Annotated in this window: 11 protein-coding genes; 9 read left to right on the forward strand and 2 right to left on the reverse strand. The window is 62.8% G+C overall.

Going from position 1 to position 14,683, the window contains the following annotated elements:
- The first annotated feature begins 90 nt into the window (after positions 1-90).
- The 3 genes from AC5ZG1_RS25680 to AC5ZG1_RS25690 all read left to right on the forward strand — a co-directional run bounded on the left by AC5ZG1_RS25680 (position 91) and on the right by AC5ZG1_RS25690 (position 3,190).
- On the forward strand, positions 91-2,040 hold the full coding sequence (locus AC5ZG1_RS25680; protein WP_496134416.1) for a PAS domain-containing sensor histidine kinase: 1,950 nt from the start codon (positions 91-93) through the stop codon (positions 2,038-2,040).
- 69 nt (positions 2,041-2,109) lie between these two features.
- A complete protein-coding gene (locus AC5ZG1_RS25685) occupies positions 2,110-2,508 on the forward strand; it encodes a response regulator transcription factor (protein ID WP_456643936.1) in 399 nt (132 codons plus the stop codon).
- Positions 2,509-2,524: 16 nt separating this feature from the next.
- On the forward strand, positions 2,525-3,190 hold the full coding sequence (locus tag AC5ZG1_RS25690) for a response regulator transcription factor (RefSeq protein WP_496134462.1): 666 nt from the start codon (positions 2,525-2,527) through the stop codon (positions 3,188-3,190).
- A 464-nt stretch (positions 3,191-3,654) separates the two neighbouring features.
- On the opposite strand, the gene AC5ZG1_RS25695 is transcribed toward AC5ZG1_RS25690, so the two are convergent.
- On the reverse strand, positions 3,655-4,260 hold the full coding sequence (locus AC5ZG1_RS25695; RefSeq protein ID WP_496134417.1) for a helix-turn-helix domain-containing protein: 606 nt from the start codon (positions 4,258-4,260) through the stop codon (positions 3,655-3,657).
- Positions 4,261-5,228: 968 nt separating this feature from the next.
- On the opposite strand from AC5ZG1_RS25695, the gene AC5ZG1_RS25700 reads away from it, so the two are divergent.
- From AC5ZG1_RS25700 to AC5ZG1_RS25715, 4 genes are all read left to right on the forward strand, one after another.
- The gene (locus AC5ZG1_RS25700; RefSeq protein WP_282531312.1) at positions 5,229-5,975 is read left to right on the forward strand and encodes a response regulator; all 747 of its coding nucleotides are present in this window, start codon (positions 5,229-5,231) and stop codon (positions 5,973-5,975) included.
- A 179-nt stretch (positions 5,976-6,154) separates the two neighbouring features.
- Positions 6,155-6,580, forward strand: coding sequence for a hypothetical protein (locus AC5ZG1_RS25705; protein ID WP_496134418.1), 426 nt, complete (start codon positions 6,155-6,157; stop codon positions 6,578-6,580).
- Entirely contained in the window at positions 6,577-7,620 is a 1,044-nt protein-coding gene (locus AC5ZG1_RS25710) for a cytochrome-c peroxidase (RefSeq protein WP_496134419.1), read from the forward strand. The genes AC5ZG1_RS25705 and AC5ZG1_RS25710 overlap by 4 nt, the downstream gene beginning before the upstream one ends.
- On the forward strand, positions 7,617-10,208 hold the full coding sequence (locus AC5ZG1_RS25715) for a two-component system VirA-like sensor kinase (RefSeq protein WP_496134420.1): 2,592 nt from the start codon (positions 7,617-7,619) through the stop codon (positions 10,206-10,208). The genes AC5ZG1_RS25710 and AC5ZG1_RS25715 overlap by 4 nt, the downstream gene beginning before the upstream one ends.
- A 101-nt stretch (positions 10,209-10,309) precedes the next feature.
- On the opposite strand, the gene AC5ZG1_RS25720 is transcribed toward AC5ZG1_RS25715, so the two are convergent.
- Positions 10,310-11,341 carry an LLM class flavin-dependent oxidoreductase gene (locus AC5ZG1_RS25720; RefSeq protein WP_496134421.1) on the reverse strand — a complete coding sequence of 344 codons (1,032 nt, stop codon included), beginning with the start codon at positions 11,339-11,341 and terminating at the stop codon, positions 10,310-10,312.
- Between the two features lie 262 nt (positions 11,342-11,603).
- Between AC5ZG1_RS25720 and AC5ZG1_RS25725 the strand changes: the two genes are divergently transcribed.
- Together AC5ZG1_RS25725 and AC5ZG1_RS25730 are read left to right on the forward strand one after the other, a co-directional pair.
- Positions 11,604-13,751 (forward strand): VTT domain-containing protein, encoded by a 2,148-nt coding sequence (locus AC5ZG1_RS25725; protein ID WP_496134422.1) that lies wholly within the window; start codon positions 11,604-11,606, stop codon positions 13,749-13,751.
- Entirely contained in the window at positions 13,748-14,431 is a 684-nt protein-coding gene (locus tag AC5ZG1_RS25730; RefSeq protein ID WP_028165693.1) for an endonuclease/exonuclease/phosphatase family protein, read from the forward strand. Before AC5ZG1_RS25725 ends, AC5ZG1_RS25730 begins: the two co-directional genes overlap by 4 nt.
- Positions 14,432-14,683: the final 252 nt, after the last annotated feature.

Below are 14,683 nucleotides of genomic sequence, written 5' to 3' on the forward strand. Positions count from 1 at the left end.
ATGGGAAGGAGAATTCAAACCTAGGTATGATCATTCTTGCGAGCAGACGCGATAAAAGTCGGCCCGGGAACGGGGTTTGATGAGGATGACATGGCGGCCAACACTGGTCCAAAGCAGGGTAGTTTCAAGGCGATCAGCCGCCGGAGAGGTCAATTCGCGCTCGCGGCGGCCATCGTTGCGTCGGCGCTGATTTTCCTGGCGGATGCGTTAAGCCCGATCGATGGCGCCGTCGCGGTCCTGTACACGGGCGTGGTGCTGACGCTGGCGCCGCTCGGCCGCAGGTTCGTGATCGGCAGCGGCTGTATCACGGCCGTGCTCACGACGATCGCGTTCCTGATCGGGCATGCGGACGATCCCCTGGGAGGCGCCCTGCTGCGCTACATCGTAAGTCTTGTCGCGATCGCGATCACAGTATTGCTGTCGCTCAGGGACAGGTCCGCGAGAACCACTCTCGCTGAGCAAGCGAGAATCCTCGAACTCTCGCACGACACCGTCGTTGTCCGCGACCGATCGGACATCATCCGCTACTGGAATGAAGGCGCCGAGAGGCTCTATGGCTGGACGCGCGGCGAGGCGCTGGGCAGGCGTTGCAGCGACCTGCTCGAGTCGATCGTTTCGGCAGAGGAAATAAGCGCCTCTCTCGAGCAGAATGGAACCTGGTCGGGCGAAATCATCCGAACGCGGCGAGATGGCACGCGGGTCATTCTGGCGAGCCGCTGGCTCGAGCGACGAGATCCGGACGGCCGGCCCGTCGGCATCATCGAAACCAGTGCCGATCTGACCGAGAGCCGCCGTGCCCTGGCGGAAAGACGGAGCTCCGAGCAGCGCTACAGCACCATCTTCAACTCGGCGGGGTTTGCCGCCCTGGAATGCGACCTGAGCAAGGCCATGCGGCTGATTCTGGACAGCAGAAGACCAAGCCAAGACTGCGAAGCGTGGCTATTGTCGAATCCGCAGATCTTGCGCGCGGCCGCCAACGAGATCGGGATCTACAACGCCAACAGCGCCGCGCTTGCAATGTTCGAAGCCGATACGGTCGCCGATCTGACCGACGGCAATGCACTGCTCGGACAATCGCCGGATTCCGACCCGGCCCTGGCGCACATCTTTGCCTCGTTAGTGGCTGGTTCTTCGCTCGCGGAGATCGAGACGCGGTGCGCGACTTTGCATGGGCGCATCATCGATGCGGTGCTGCGGGTGTCCGTCCTGCCGGACGGACAGGATTGGTCAAGGGTGCTGCTCATGGCCTTCGATGTCACCGAGCGAAACGAGGCGCGGGCGAAGATCGAGCAGACCTCCGTCGAACTCGCTCACGCCGGGCGCGTGGCTCTGCTGGGCCAGCTTGCCGGTTCGATCGTGCATGAGGTCAACCAACCCCTCGCGGCCATCATCAACTACGGCAAATCGGGCAAGCGTTGGCTTACCCGGCCAGATCCCGACCTCACGGAGGTGGCCGACTGCCTGGAGAAGATCGTCTCGAACGGCAACCGGGCCGCAGAGGTGGTCGGAAGGGTGCGCGGGCTCGCCAAGAAGACCGCGCCGCAGGTCAGCTCCGTCGATATGGGCGCCCTGGTGCAGGATGCGGTTTCCCTGCTGGCGCGGGAAGCGCGCGCTGCGGCGGCGACTATCCGGGTTGAGGAAGCCAATATCCCAGGCCCGATTATCTGTGACCGGGTGCAGGTGCAGCAGGTGATCGTCAACCTGTTGATGAACGCGCTCCATGCGACCAGGGGAATCGCCGACCGCCCGCACGAGATCCGCGTCAGGATCGACGGCACCGCCGAGAATTTCATCAAAGTGGCTGTCGAGGACAGCGGCATCGGGATCGAGGGCAACCCCGAGCGCATCTTTGAGCCGTTTTTCACCACCAAATCCGATGGAATGGGCCTTGGGCTGTCGATTTGCAGGACGATCATCGAAGGGCAGGGAGGCCGCGTTTCGGCGTCCAACAATGACGGATGGGGGGCAACCGTGGGGTTCACGCTGCCATTGAACATCCCGGCGGAGGCGCGATGGTCGAAACCTAATATCTTGATATGATGGGAAAATGGACAGAAACCGGCCATACCGACGGAAACACCGGGCAAATTGCCCGGGAGGAGCTGTCTAGTGCCACAAGGATCCACCATCTGCATCGTTGACGATGACGACGACGTGCGGGAAAGCATATCGAGCTTTTTTCGCTCGGTAGGCCTGCGCGTAGAGAGTTTTGGCGCGGCCGAGAACTTCCTGGCGTCGGCCTCCGTCGCGAATGTCGACTGCGTCATCACTGACTTGCACATGCCGGGCATGGATGGCCTCGGCCTGCACAGGGAACTGCGGCGCCGGGGTGTCGGCGTCCCCGTGATCGTCATGACGGCCTATTCGACGCCGGAAGCGCGCGCCGAGGCAAAAAGTCTTGGAGCCGCGGCTTTTGTTGACAAGCCCGTCGATCCCGAGATTCTGCTCCACGACGTGGAGGCAATCCTGGGCGACTCTTCCCAGGGACCTCCCCCGATACTCCAATGACTTGGCCCTGGACAGCATGAGCGCATCACAGAGCTCGATCAGCACCGCCCTCATCTGCATCGTCGACGACGACACCGACGTGCGCAATTCGCTCAGCAGCCTGCTGCGTGCCGTCGGCTACTCCGTCGAGACGTTCGCGGGGCCCGGCGAGTTCCTGGCATCCGATGCCATCAACTCCGCGTCCTGCCTGATCCTGGATATCCGGTTGGGGGAAGCCGACGGGCTCGAATTCCAGGAGGAGCTGGTTGAGAGCGACGCCTCGATTCCGGTGATCCTGATCAGCGGCTACGGGGACATCCCGATGACCGTCCGCGCCATGAAGGCCGGCGCCGTCAATTTCCTTCCCAAGCCGTTCGAAGAGGAAGCACTTCTTGCGGCCGTCGAAGAGGCCGTCTCCCGCGATCAGCGGCGCCGCGCAGAAGCGCGGCGGGACGAAGACATCCGGCTGCGCTACGATTCGCTGACGCCCCGGGAACGGGAAGTCATGGGCCTTGTCACGGCAGGACTGATGAACAAGCAGGTTGCCTGGCGCCTGTCGCTGAGCGAGATCACGGTGAAGATTCACCGCGGCAACATGATGCGGAAGATGCAGGCCAAATCGCTCGCCGAGCTCGTGCGAATGGCCGATGTGCTTGGCGTTCGGCAGCCGTTGGCCAGTCAGCAGCCCGCCCGGGACAACTGAGGGCCGCGTCAGCGGCCTTCGGTGCGCGAGCCGTCTTTCACGGCTCTAGACAGTGATGCGAGCCTGATTTGCGTCCAGTCTTACAATGCGATCGTATTGCCGCTGCAAGACTGCCTTCGAGCAGCACTTCGTATCCAGAGAAAGCAACATGCTTTGTTTTACCAGCGAATTCAGGGGAGCTTGGTGAACGTGGCGTAGCGCAGCGTCAGCCCTGCTCTCGATTCCAAACGAATGAGACGACGCGGGCAGCCACGACACCAGGAGAACCGCGAGGCGTCTGAGAATGAAATTTTTCAGTCGACGGTTCATGGCTTCCACAATCCCGATCGCCGGGTCACTGCAATGCTTCGATGTTGTGTTTTACGAAGGGTGCGGGATATCGTCGATTATACTGGTTGGTTAAGTCGCGCAGTTCTCGCGGCGTGCACGGTTAACACCAAGGTTTATGTCGAGGCGCCGGCTCGTCAGAGCGGCCGTGGTCCCTCGACGGTTCGCTCGTCAGCGCCAATTCGCCTGTATGACGGCAGCAGCGGCTCCGCCGGCCTGCCTTCCCTCCACTTCAAGGGCGTTTGTCCTACGATGCGCTTGAAGACGGTGGTGAAGTGCGCTTGGGTGCTGAAGCCGACGCTCAGCGCGATGTCGACGATCGATTTGTCGGTCGTTCGCAGCATGTCCTGCGCAGCGGAGACACGCTGCTTCAGCAGATATTGATGCGGCGTCAATCCGGTTGCGCGGAAGAACAGCGCGGCAAAATGCATCCGGCTCAGCCGGGCTGCTCCGGCCATGTCCGCCAGCGTCACTTTCTCATCGAGATGCGCGGCCACGTACTCCACGACGCGCTTGAGGCGCCACTTTGATAGTCCGTCGTCCCGGTTGGCCTGCACAGGCGAAGCCGGTTTCGTATCGGCGCTGATCATCCTCGCCACCGTGACGAGCCTGATCGCGTCCGCGTAGATCCCGCCGAACTCCGACTGATCTCGCTCCGCGGCGGCAAGCGCCTCGGAGAGCCGGCGCACCACCGGATCCTGGTCCATTCGCGCTTTCGGCATCTCCCGGATTGCCTTGCTCACGAGACTATCGAAGCTCAGTGACGCCTCGACATTCCTTCCCACGCCTGCGATTTGAAGGGCGCGCTCGGTCTCAGGCGCACCTGCATTCGGCACGACGCGTACAGAAACGCCGAGATGCTTGAGATCGATGCCAATGACCGGGGTATCCGGCCGTGCTGCGTGCTCTGGCGATTGCTGGACTGCAGAACGGTTATCCAAAAGTTCGGCAGCGGATATCGATACGGATCGTTCTCTAAGAAGCTGGGCGGGATGGCACGACATATCTGGCCTCCTGAAATCTCAAGCTCGACTGGCGTCGACTATCGGATGGCTAACAATATGGACCGCTTTGTCTCACGATGGTGTCATACATTGGTATGGACCGTGAGAAGTAACGAATAAGCAATCGGCGAGGTCTTCACGAAGAGCTGACGGACGCTAGCGCCGCAGCCGTCGATAGCAATCCAGTCAATACGGTCATTCGAAAATCGGAGCGATGATTTTTGTGCAGAGGCATTTTTGCAAAAGCGCACGTTGGCGAACGCCGCAGCCACTCGGACGCCGTTCGAGCTATCGGACGAGCAGAAAGCTGAGCCTCAGAACAGCAGAGCTTCGCTCAACGGCAGCGAAGGGAAGCCCAATCAAGGGTCGGCTGATTTGAACGATTCTAAGAATGTAAGATAGAACAGCCGAAGAGCGTCGTTTCGTTGAGTGCCCACTCACTCGCGCGAATCATGCTCTGGTTCAGCGCGGCCACAGCATTGTGAAGGACCGGCGTCGATACCGACGGGTTCAACGATAATTGATGCCGGATGCGCTCGCTGAAATGTGTGCTGTAGCGCGGAATGCTGTGCTCTATACCCCGCCGCCAGGGGGCGTCGGGAGAGACGCAAATGAATTTGAATGCCGCAATTGCCGCGGCTAACCGTAATGGTCGGCCCGAACGTAGTGAAGCAAACGGAGCCGGTGGAAACGGATCCGATCCGAACGTGCGGTCCGATCAGAACCCGAGTGCGGAGCGCGGCCAGCCGACCTGCCTCGTGGTCGAGGACGATCGCACCATGCGGCACCTCGTGATGAACTATCTCGAGGAGCACGACATTCGTGCGCTGTCCGCGTCGGGGCGGGACGAGGTCACGGGCCTCTTGGTTACGCGCGAACCTAATCTCGTCATCCTCGACCTGCGGCTTGGCCAGGAAGACGGTCTCGATCTATTGCGCGAAATCCGTTCACACTCCGACGTGCCCGTGATCATCACGACCGGCCATCGCCGCGACGAGATCGATCGCGTGGTCGGTTTGGAGCTCGGCGCCGACGATTACATCACGAAGCCATTTGGCCTGAGGGAGCTGCTGGCACGGATCCGCGCGGTGCTGCGCCGGCGCGAGACCGGACAGACCGCGCCGCGCGATCCGGAGAAAGGCCGTTATCGATTCGGCGGCTGGCAACTCGATCGGCGCAGCCGGCGTCTTTCCGATCCGAGCGGCACGCAGGTCGCGCTGACGAAGGGCGAATACGCGCTGCTGGTTGCCTTCCTCGACGCGCCGCAACGACCGCTCTCGCGCGAGCAGCTTTTGCAGGCCACCCGCGTGCACGAGGATGTCTTCGACCGCAGTATCGACGTGCAGGTCTTGCGTCTGCGCCGAAAGCTGGAAGGCGATCCGAGCACGCCGAAGGTCATCCTGACCGAACGCGGCGTCGGCTATGTGTTCGCGCTTTCGGTCGAGCGGCTCTGACGATGGCCAATCGCGCCGTGCGGCGGATGGTCGCAAGTTCTGCTTCGACGCATCTCGCAGTCGGGGCCGCGGGCGCAGCGGGTTCCATTACAATGGTAGCCCTTAATTCCGGGGCTGGAATGCTGTCGCAACATGCAAACGGCAATCTCTCGAGGGTGAACAATCCTCGGGAGATGTCAATGAAGTTGGACAGGAAGAAGCTGCCCGCCAGCCGATGGCGGACCGACCGTCGCACGAGCGTCGTGCGCCGGTACCCGATGCGCGCGGTGACGACGCACGCAAGTCCCGCCAGCGAGCGGCCGTCCGTGAATGGTGCCTTGTGGTGGCCCTCAAGGCTGATGCTGAAAGCCGTCGGGACGTTCGCCGTCTGCAGCGACGTTGCATTCCACAGCGTCATTCTCTCGCTGATGTCCTGGACGGTCGCCCAGGTGTTGGAGGGGTGCGCCGCTTACGCGCAAGGCATGTATCCTTACGCGCTGGACCCCGACGAGCTGCGCGGCCACCATCCGCCTGCCATCATCGAATTGCGAAGCCTCGAAAGCCGCGGCGATGCCGAGAATAGCAACATCGCATACCTGGAAAGCCGCGGGAATCGTCGGCAATGATGCGGTTATGGTCGCTGGTCGGATATCGGCGAAGCCGAACGAATCTTGCGGTTGCGCAGGCCTCCGCTCTCCCGGAAATGCTGCGTGCGCGCCGCTGGCCGCCATGGGCTTGCGCAGCGCTCCTCTTGATCGCCACCGGTGCAGCCACGCAAACCATCCCGACCGCTCCCGCTTCGCGCCCAATTCCCATCGCCGATCAGGAGCCGATCACGCCCATTCCAGAGCCTACCGCGACCGATCCGCTCAAGCTTGCGCTCGGAGAGCGGTTGTTTGCGGACACCCGCCTGTCGAATGATGGGAAGCTGGCGTGCTCCTCTTGTCATGACATCACTACCAATGGCGCCAGCCGCGATTCCGCGATGGTGAGACATGACGGTTCAGATGCTCCATTTGATACATTGACGATCTTCAACGCGGCGCTCAGCTTCCGCCTGAACTGGGAAGGCAATTACCGCACGCTCGAATCGCAGGCCAAATCGTCCCTGGAGAATCCGGCCAATATGGCGACCAGCATGGAGGACATCGTCGCCAGGCTGAATGCCGATCCCGAAATGGTGCGGCAATTTCGCGCCGCCTACGGCCGCGCGCCGGACCGCGCGTGCGTCCTCGACGCATTGGCGACCTTTGAGAAATCGCTGATTACGCCGGGAAGCCGCTTTGATCGGTGGCTCGCCGGAGATACGTCCGCATTGTCAGCCGCGGAGCTTGGCGGTTACGAAATATTCAAGTCGTTTGGCTGCATTTCCTGCCACCAGGGAGTGAATATCGGTGGCAATCTGTTCCAGCGCCAGGGGATATTCCGTCCGCTGGTCCACGCGAAGCCTGATGTCGTCCGCGTGCCGAGCCTGCGCAATGTGGCGACGACGGCGCCCTATTTTCATGACGGCAGTGCGGCCACGCTCGAGGAGGCGGTGCGCAAGATGGCGGCGGCGCAGCTCGACCGCAGCTTGACGGATGACCAGGTAACCGCGCTCGTCGCGTTCCTGCAGACGCTGACCGGAAACTACCGTGGCATACCCGTCAAGGGATCGCCGCCATGACGCCGCTTCGGGCCCTGGCGATCGTATTCGCGCTCGTCCTGCTGCTGACCTGGCTGTCGCTGCGCGCGATCAATCCGGAGGCCGAGCAGTTCGATCGCGCGCTCGCCGAGCTTGAGCGTTTTGCAATGCTGGACAGCTCGCTCTATCGCGACGTTTTCACCGCGCGCGCCGGCACCCTGCGCAACTACGATCCGCTGGTCCGTGAGATCAATGCGATGCACAAATCGCTCGACCGCTTGCGACAGTCGGCGGCCATCGACGCCGAAACGAGCGAAGCGGTGGGCCGCCTTGAGGCGTCGCTTGCGCGACAGGAGGAGCTCGTTGACCGATTCAAGAGCGACAATGCACTCCTGCACAATTCGCTGACGTTCTTCGAGCGCTTCAGCCTTCACGCGACGGCGGGCGATCTCGGGCCTTCGATCAGCGCCGCCGCGGCGGCGATGCTGCAGCTCACCCTCGACACGTCGGACAGTGCGGTGCGTGAGGTCAAGGATCGGCTGGACAGCCTCGCCAATCAGGCACGCCCGTTCGACGGCGACGTCATCGGACCATTGCTGGCGCATGGACGGCTGCTCCAGAGCTTGCTGCCCGCGGTCGATGGCGTGCTGAAGGAGATGCGGGCGATCCAGCCGAGGCTTGAGCAGGATCAGCTCCGCAGTCTGCTCCTTGTGCGGCAAAACGAGTCGAGAACCACGGCACGGGAGTTTCGCTGGCTGCTCTACGTGACATCGCTGGTCCTTGTCGCGTTCCTGGTGCACCTCGGTCTTCGCGTGCGTTCGCATGCGAGGGCGCTTGAACGCCGCGCGACGTTTGAGCATGTGATCGCGGGCATTTCGATGCGCTTCATCGACGTGCTGCCCGAGAACCTGGATGGCGAGATCGAACGGGCCCTTGCCGATTTGATGCTGTGCACCGGCTGCGACCGTACCTATGTTGTGTGGTCCGGGACTACCCCTCGGCTGTACGGGTGGTCGAGGGCGGGCAGGGACTTTCCTTCCGGCTGGCCGGAAGGCGCGCCGGCACTTGCGGCTCGATTCGCGCCCACCGTGGACGGTGTGGTCCACGTCCCGAACGTCAATTCGTTGCCGGTCGGCGCAGACAGAAGGGCCTTGATGGATGTTGGCCTCGGTGCGTGGGCCTGCGTGACCGGCGTCGACCAGGAGGGCACCAGCGTTGCGCTGGGTTTTGACACGATTGGCCGCCCCTGCCGGGTGACGGATACCGTCGAACTCAGTCTTTTGCGTATGGCGCTCGATATCATCATGTACGCCGTTGGGCGGCACGCGATGGAACGGGAACGATGGCGCCTCGAGGAGCGCCTGCAGCAGGCGCGCCGCATGGAGCGGATCGGCACGTTCACAAGCGGCATCGCCCATAACTTCAACAATATCCTCGGCGGGATCCTCGGCCACTCCGAAGTGATCGAGGAACAGCTCGGGCAGAACAACCGCTTCGCGCAGAATCTCCGTGCGATCCGCCGCGGGGCAGAGCGGGCGCGCGACCTGGTCGAGCAGATCCTCCTGTTCGGACGGCACCGCGACGCGCGGCGCAGGCCGCTCAGTGCGCATAGCCTCGTGACGGAAGCGGTTTCGCTGCTGAACGTTTCGCTGCCCGGCAACGTCGATCTCGCGATCCGCGAGCCGCTGGCGACCGCTATCGTGTCGGGCGAGCCCGCGCAGTTGCAGCAGGTGATCCTCAACCTCTGCAACAATGCCGCGCAGGCGATCGGCGATCACGGCCGTGTCGAAATAGCGATGGACATCCGCGAAATCACCGAAATCCGTTCGCTCAGTCACGACACGCTTCAGCCGGGCCGCTATGTCTGTATCGTGGTCACCGATACCGGCCGCGGCATGGACGATGCGACACTGGCGCGGATCTTCGAGCCGTTCTTCACCACCCGTTCCTCCGGAAACGGATTGGGACTGGCGACGGTGCGCGAGATCGTACATGAGCATGGCGGGGCGATGAACGTGCAGAGCGTTCCCGGCAAGGGCAGCCGCTTCGAGGTTTGGCTGCCTTGCGTGGCGATGGCCGCGCCGATCTCGGACATCAAGCCGGCGATGCTGCCGGTGGGAAAAGGCGAGACCGTGATGATGGTCACCAGCGATCAGGCGCGATTGCTGCGGGACGAGGAAACGCTGGCGGCGATCGGCTACGAGCCGGTTGGATTCGGCACCGCTGCGGCGGCGTGCGCCGCATGCAGCGCCAAGCCCGACCGGTTCGATGCGGCGATCGTCGGCTATTTCGGATCGACGGCGGCGTCGCTGGAAGCGGCGGCGGCGCTGCATGCAGCGGCGCCACAGCTTGCGATCGTGTTGGCCGCGAGATCGACCGAGGAGATCGGCGCCGACACTTTGGTGGCCGCCGGCATCAGCGACGTCGTGCATTGGCCGCTTGTCACGTCGGAAGTCGCGGCTGCGCTCAGCAATTGCGCAGCACGCAGGGAGCCGGAAGCAAAACCGCAAGTCCGCTCATTGCGTGCGTCGCGTCCCGAACCTGCCGACGCGGGCACGAGCTCGCCATCGTTGTCGTCGCGGCTACGGCGTCCGATCGGCCCGCGGCGGCAGCCTTATGCCAAGTCTTAGCGCTTCGGTTCTGACGGAATCAGAACCGAAGCGTTAGATTCTTGTTTGACGCGTTTTCTTCACGCGAACCGGTGTCCGCTTCGCTCGAAAATGCTCTGGCCCTACGCCAGCATATCGCGGACCAGCGGCACCACCTTGCGACCGTAGAGCTCGATGCTGCGCATGAGCTTTTCATGCGGCAATGGGCCAGCTGAGTATTTGAGCTGGAAGCGCGCGATGCCGAGCGCCTTGACGGTAGCGGCGATCTTTCGTGCGACCGTCTCGGGCGAGCCCACATAGAGCGATCCGTGGTCGGCCTCGCGCACGAACTCGTCGCGGCCCATTGGCGGCCAGCCGCGCTCCCTGCCGATCCGGTCGCGCATGGCCTTGTAGTCGGCGAACAGCTCTTCGCGCGCCTGCTCATCGCTGTCGGCGACATAGCCCGGCGAATGCACCCCGATAGGCTTGACCGGGCGGCCGAGCTGCTTGAAGGCGCGGTGGTAGAGTTCGACATAGGGCGCGAAACGCTTGGGGTCGCCGCCGATGATCGCGAGCATCAGCGGCAGGTCATAGCGTGCGGCGCGCACCACCGACTCCGGGCTGCCGCCGACGCCGATCCAGGTTTTCAGCCGCCCGTGCTCGACCTGTGGAAATACGAGCTGGTTGTTCAGCGGGGCGCGCAGCTTGCCCTGCCAGGTCACCGGCTCCTGCTTCAACAATTCGACGAACAGGTCGAGCTTCTCCTCGAACAGCGCCTCGTACTGGTTGAGGTCGAAGCCGAACAGGGGAAAGGATTCGGTGAACGAGCCGCGGCCGAGGATCACCTCGGCGCGGCCGTTCGAGGCCGCATCGACGGTCGAAAAGCGCTGGAACACGCGGATCGGATCATCCGAGCTCAGCACCGTCACGGCGGAGCCGAGCCGGATTCGCCTGGTGCGTGCTGCGATCGCCGCCAGCACCACTTCGGGCGCGGAGATCGCGAAATCAGCGCGATGGTGCTCGCCAAGGCCGATGAAATCGATCCCGATCTCGTCGGCAAGAACAGCTTCGTCAATGACATTGCGGATCACCTGCGCATGCGGCAGCGGTGCGCCGGCGGCATCACGGGTGACGTCGCCAAAGGTATCGAGCCCAAATTCCAGCGATGTGGTCATTGTCATATTCCGGTTTGGCACGGCTTGGCGCAGCGCGCCGCGAGCTTCCAATCTTTAGAAAAGGGGAGGGCCGGCCCGGACGGGCAGGCGTTGGTAGACTTAACTGCGACATAATGACTGGCCAGCGACTGGCAAGGCCAGGCCGCGAAACGCTTGGTTTCCCGCATTATGCCCGACCATCGGCGCTCGCCACCCCAATGGGTCATCACCCGGGCAGGAACCTGACTTCCGCTGAGGCGTTTCAACCCAGCGGTGGGAGCAGATGAACGTTCGGATGGAGAAGGTGCAATCGGCCGAGACAATATTGCTGCCCCGCAGCTCATCCGTACTCGTTCCGGGCGACACCATCTGGAGAAAATGCGACGCCGGTCGCGTCGCCGTCCTGAACGACGCCGCGGAATATTTTGGTGCCTTGCGGGAGGCGCTGCTGCTCGCCGAGAGGCAGGTCTTCATCATCGGGTGGGACATCCACTCCGAGACTCCGCTTGTCGGGCCATCGGGCGTGGCCGACGACGGCTTGCCAGATACGCTTGGTCCGTTCCTCAAGGCCCTGGTCGAGCAGAAGGACAATCTCGACATCAACATCCTGGTCTGGGATTTCGCGGCACTCTATGCGCGTGAGCGGGAGCGCCATTCGGCCAGGAAATTGGCCAGCCCCACCAACCGCGTCCACATCTGCCTGGATTCCAGCCTGCCGCTCGGCTCGGCGCAGCACCAGAAATTCGTCGTGATCGACAATTCGCTCGCCTTCGTCGGCGGGCTCGACCTCACGATCCGGCGCTGGGACACATCCGAACATGCGCTACATCATTCCTTCCGCAAGGATCCGGTCGGTGTTGCCTATCCGCCGTTCCACGACGTGCAGTGCATGGTGGATGGCGCCGCGGCGAGAGCGCTTGGCGAACTCGCAATCCGGCGCTGGAACGCGGCGGGCTGCGGCACGATGCCGATCGCGATCTACCATGCAGAGCGATGGCCAGACTCGGTCGCTTCGCAAGCCGAAAACATTCCGCTCGGCATCGCGCGAACGGAACTCGGAACGCGCTTTGAGCCCCCGGTGCACGAGGTCGAGCGGCTGTTTTACGCGTCGATCGCCACGGCAAAAAAGCTGATCTACATCGAGAACCAGTTCACCAGCTCAGCCGAGATCGCCGAGGCGCTCGCAAGGCGGATGCGCGAGGTACCGGAGCTGCGCGTCCTGATCGTCACCCCGAAGCGGCACGCATCATGGCTGGAGTCGCGGACCATGCAAAGCGGTCGCGGCGACTTTGTCGGTCCGTTCCATCGCGCCGAGGTCGCCTCGCGCATTCGCATGCTCTATCCGCTGACAAGAGACGGTGACGATGCTGTTCCCGTCATGGTCCACAGCAAGCTCATGACGATCGACGATGAATTCCTGCGGATCGGCTCGTCCAATATCAACAATCGCTCGATGGGGGCGGATACCGAATGCGACCTGTGCTTCGAGGCCACCGATGACGGACATCGCCGGTTCATCCGCAATGTCCGCCATCGGCTGCTCGCGCATCACTGCGGGTTAAGCGAAAGCGCGATCGCGGCCAATGAGGAATGTCTGCTTGAATTCCTTGACGCGCATGCCGCATCGCGCGCCGAGAAGGTGCTGCTTCCCGTGGATCTGGAGGAGGCCCGGTTTGGTCCGTTCACCGAGATCCTGCAGCCGATCGCCGATCCGAAGGAGCCGCTCGATCTGCAGCGCGCGGCGGATCGGACGTGGACGGCAAGGACGATGGCGGTCGTCCTGGGAATCATCGCGTCGCTCGTGCTGCTGACGCTGGCCTGGCGTTACTCGTTCCTGAGCAGCTATACGGATGTCGGTTACGTGGCGGGCTTGATCGGAAAATATGCGCAATCACCGCTAGGTCCGCCGGCTGCCGTTCTTGCGTTTCTGGTCGGCGGCCTCGTAATCTTCCCTGTCGTCGTCCTGATCGCGGCGACCGCCGCCGCGCTTGGGCCCGTCAAAGGGTTTGTCGCGGCTGCCATCGGCGTGCTGTCGAGCGCCACATTGCTGTTCTTCATCGGGCGCGTTCTTGGCCAGGAGCGCCTGCAATCGATGCTCGGACGTCGCGCCCTACGGGTCCAGGAACGCATCATCGGCAAAGGCGTGCTCGCGATCGCGATGATTCGCATGGTGCCGGTGGCGCCATTTTCAGTGATCAATGTGCTGGCCGGCGCCAGCCGTCTCAGGCTGACCGATTTCCTGATCGGAACCGCGCTCGGCATGGCGCCCGGGATCATCGCGATGGCCGCGCTTGGTGCGCAGATTGCGGACTTTGCGAGGCACGCCTCCTGGTGGGGCGCGCTGCAGCTTGGATTGATCATCGCAATTTGGCTGCCGCTCTGCCTGGCAGCGCAATTCGTCGTGACATGGTTTGCCGGGCGGCGCAGATGACCGACGTGATCCGGGTGATGACGTGGAACGTGCACGGCACGTTCAACCTGAACAGCAGGTTCGACCTCGATGGCGTCTGTTCTATCTTACGAAAATGGTCGCCCGATATCGTGGCGCTGCAGGAGATCGATTCGCGTGGTGCGACGGAGGATCCGTTCCTGCGGCTCGTCGGCGTCATCGGCGTGCATCGCGTGGAAGCGCGCTCGATCGTCACCGAGGATGGCGATTATGGTCAGGTCCTCCTGAGCCGCTATCCTTTCATTGGCTCTCCCATCATCACCGACGTATCCTATCAGGAACGCGAGCCGCGCCGCGCGATCTCCGCAACGGTCGATACACCCCTCGGTCACGTGTCGGTCGTTGCGACGCATCTTGGATTGAGCATCCATGAGAGGCATGCCCAGGCGCTGGCGCTGGCCGATCTCGCCAAGGCGCCGCGGACCATCGTGCTCGGCGATTTCAACGATTGGTTCTGGGTGAAATCGGTGCGGCGCGTGCTGGTCCGATCTTGTCCGGTGCGGACACGGCTGCGGACCTTTCCCTCCCGCTTGCCGCTTCTTCGTCTCGACCGCATCTATGTCGATCGTGACGGCGACATCCTCAAAGCCTGGACCGATCGCGAAGCGAGGCGCTACTCGGATCATCTCCCCGTCGTGGCGGATATCGTGTTCGCTGGATAGGCGCGCGAGCGGCGCGGGATCATTCCGTCCATTTTTGATGATCGGCGTAGAAGGCGCCCCGCGCCGTGCTTCAAAAATTTGGATAGCCATTTCATTGACCAAAACGGGCTTTCCCGGGATATTCGATGCAGCAGATTGTGCTGCTTCGGGGTTACCGCATGAGAGCAAGAGACCGGAAAGTGGTGGGCGATATGCGCAAGCGCATGACCCGTCGCTGTGTCTCGGCGGCGACCGGAGCCTGTTGCTGATTCC

This window comes from Bradyrhizobium sp. Leo78, from assembly GCF_059512425.1.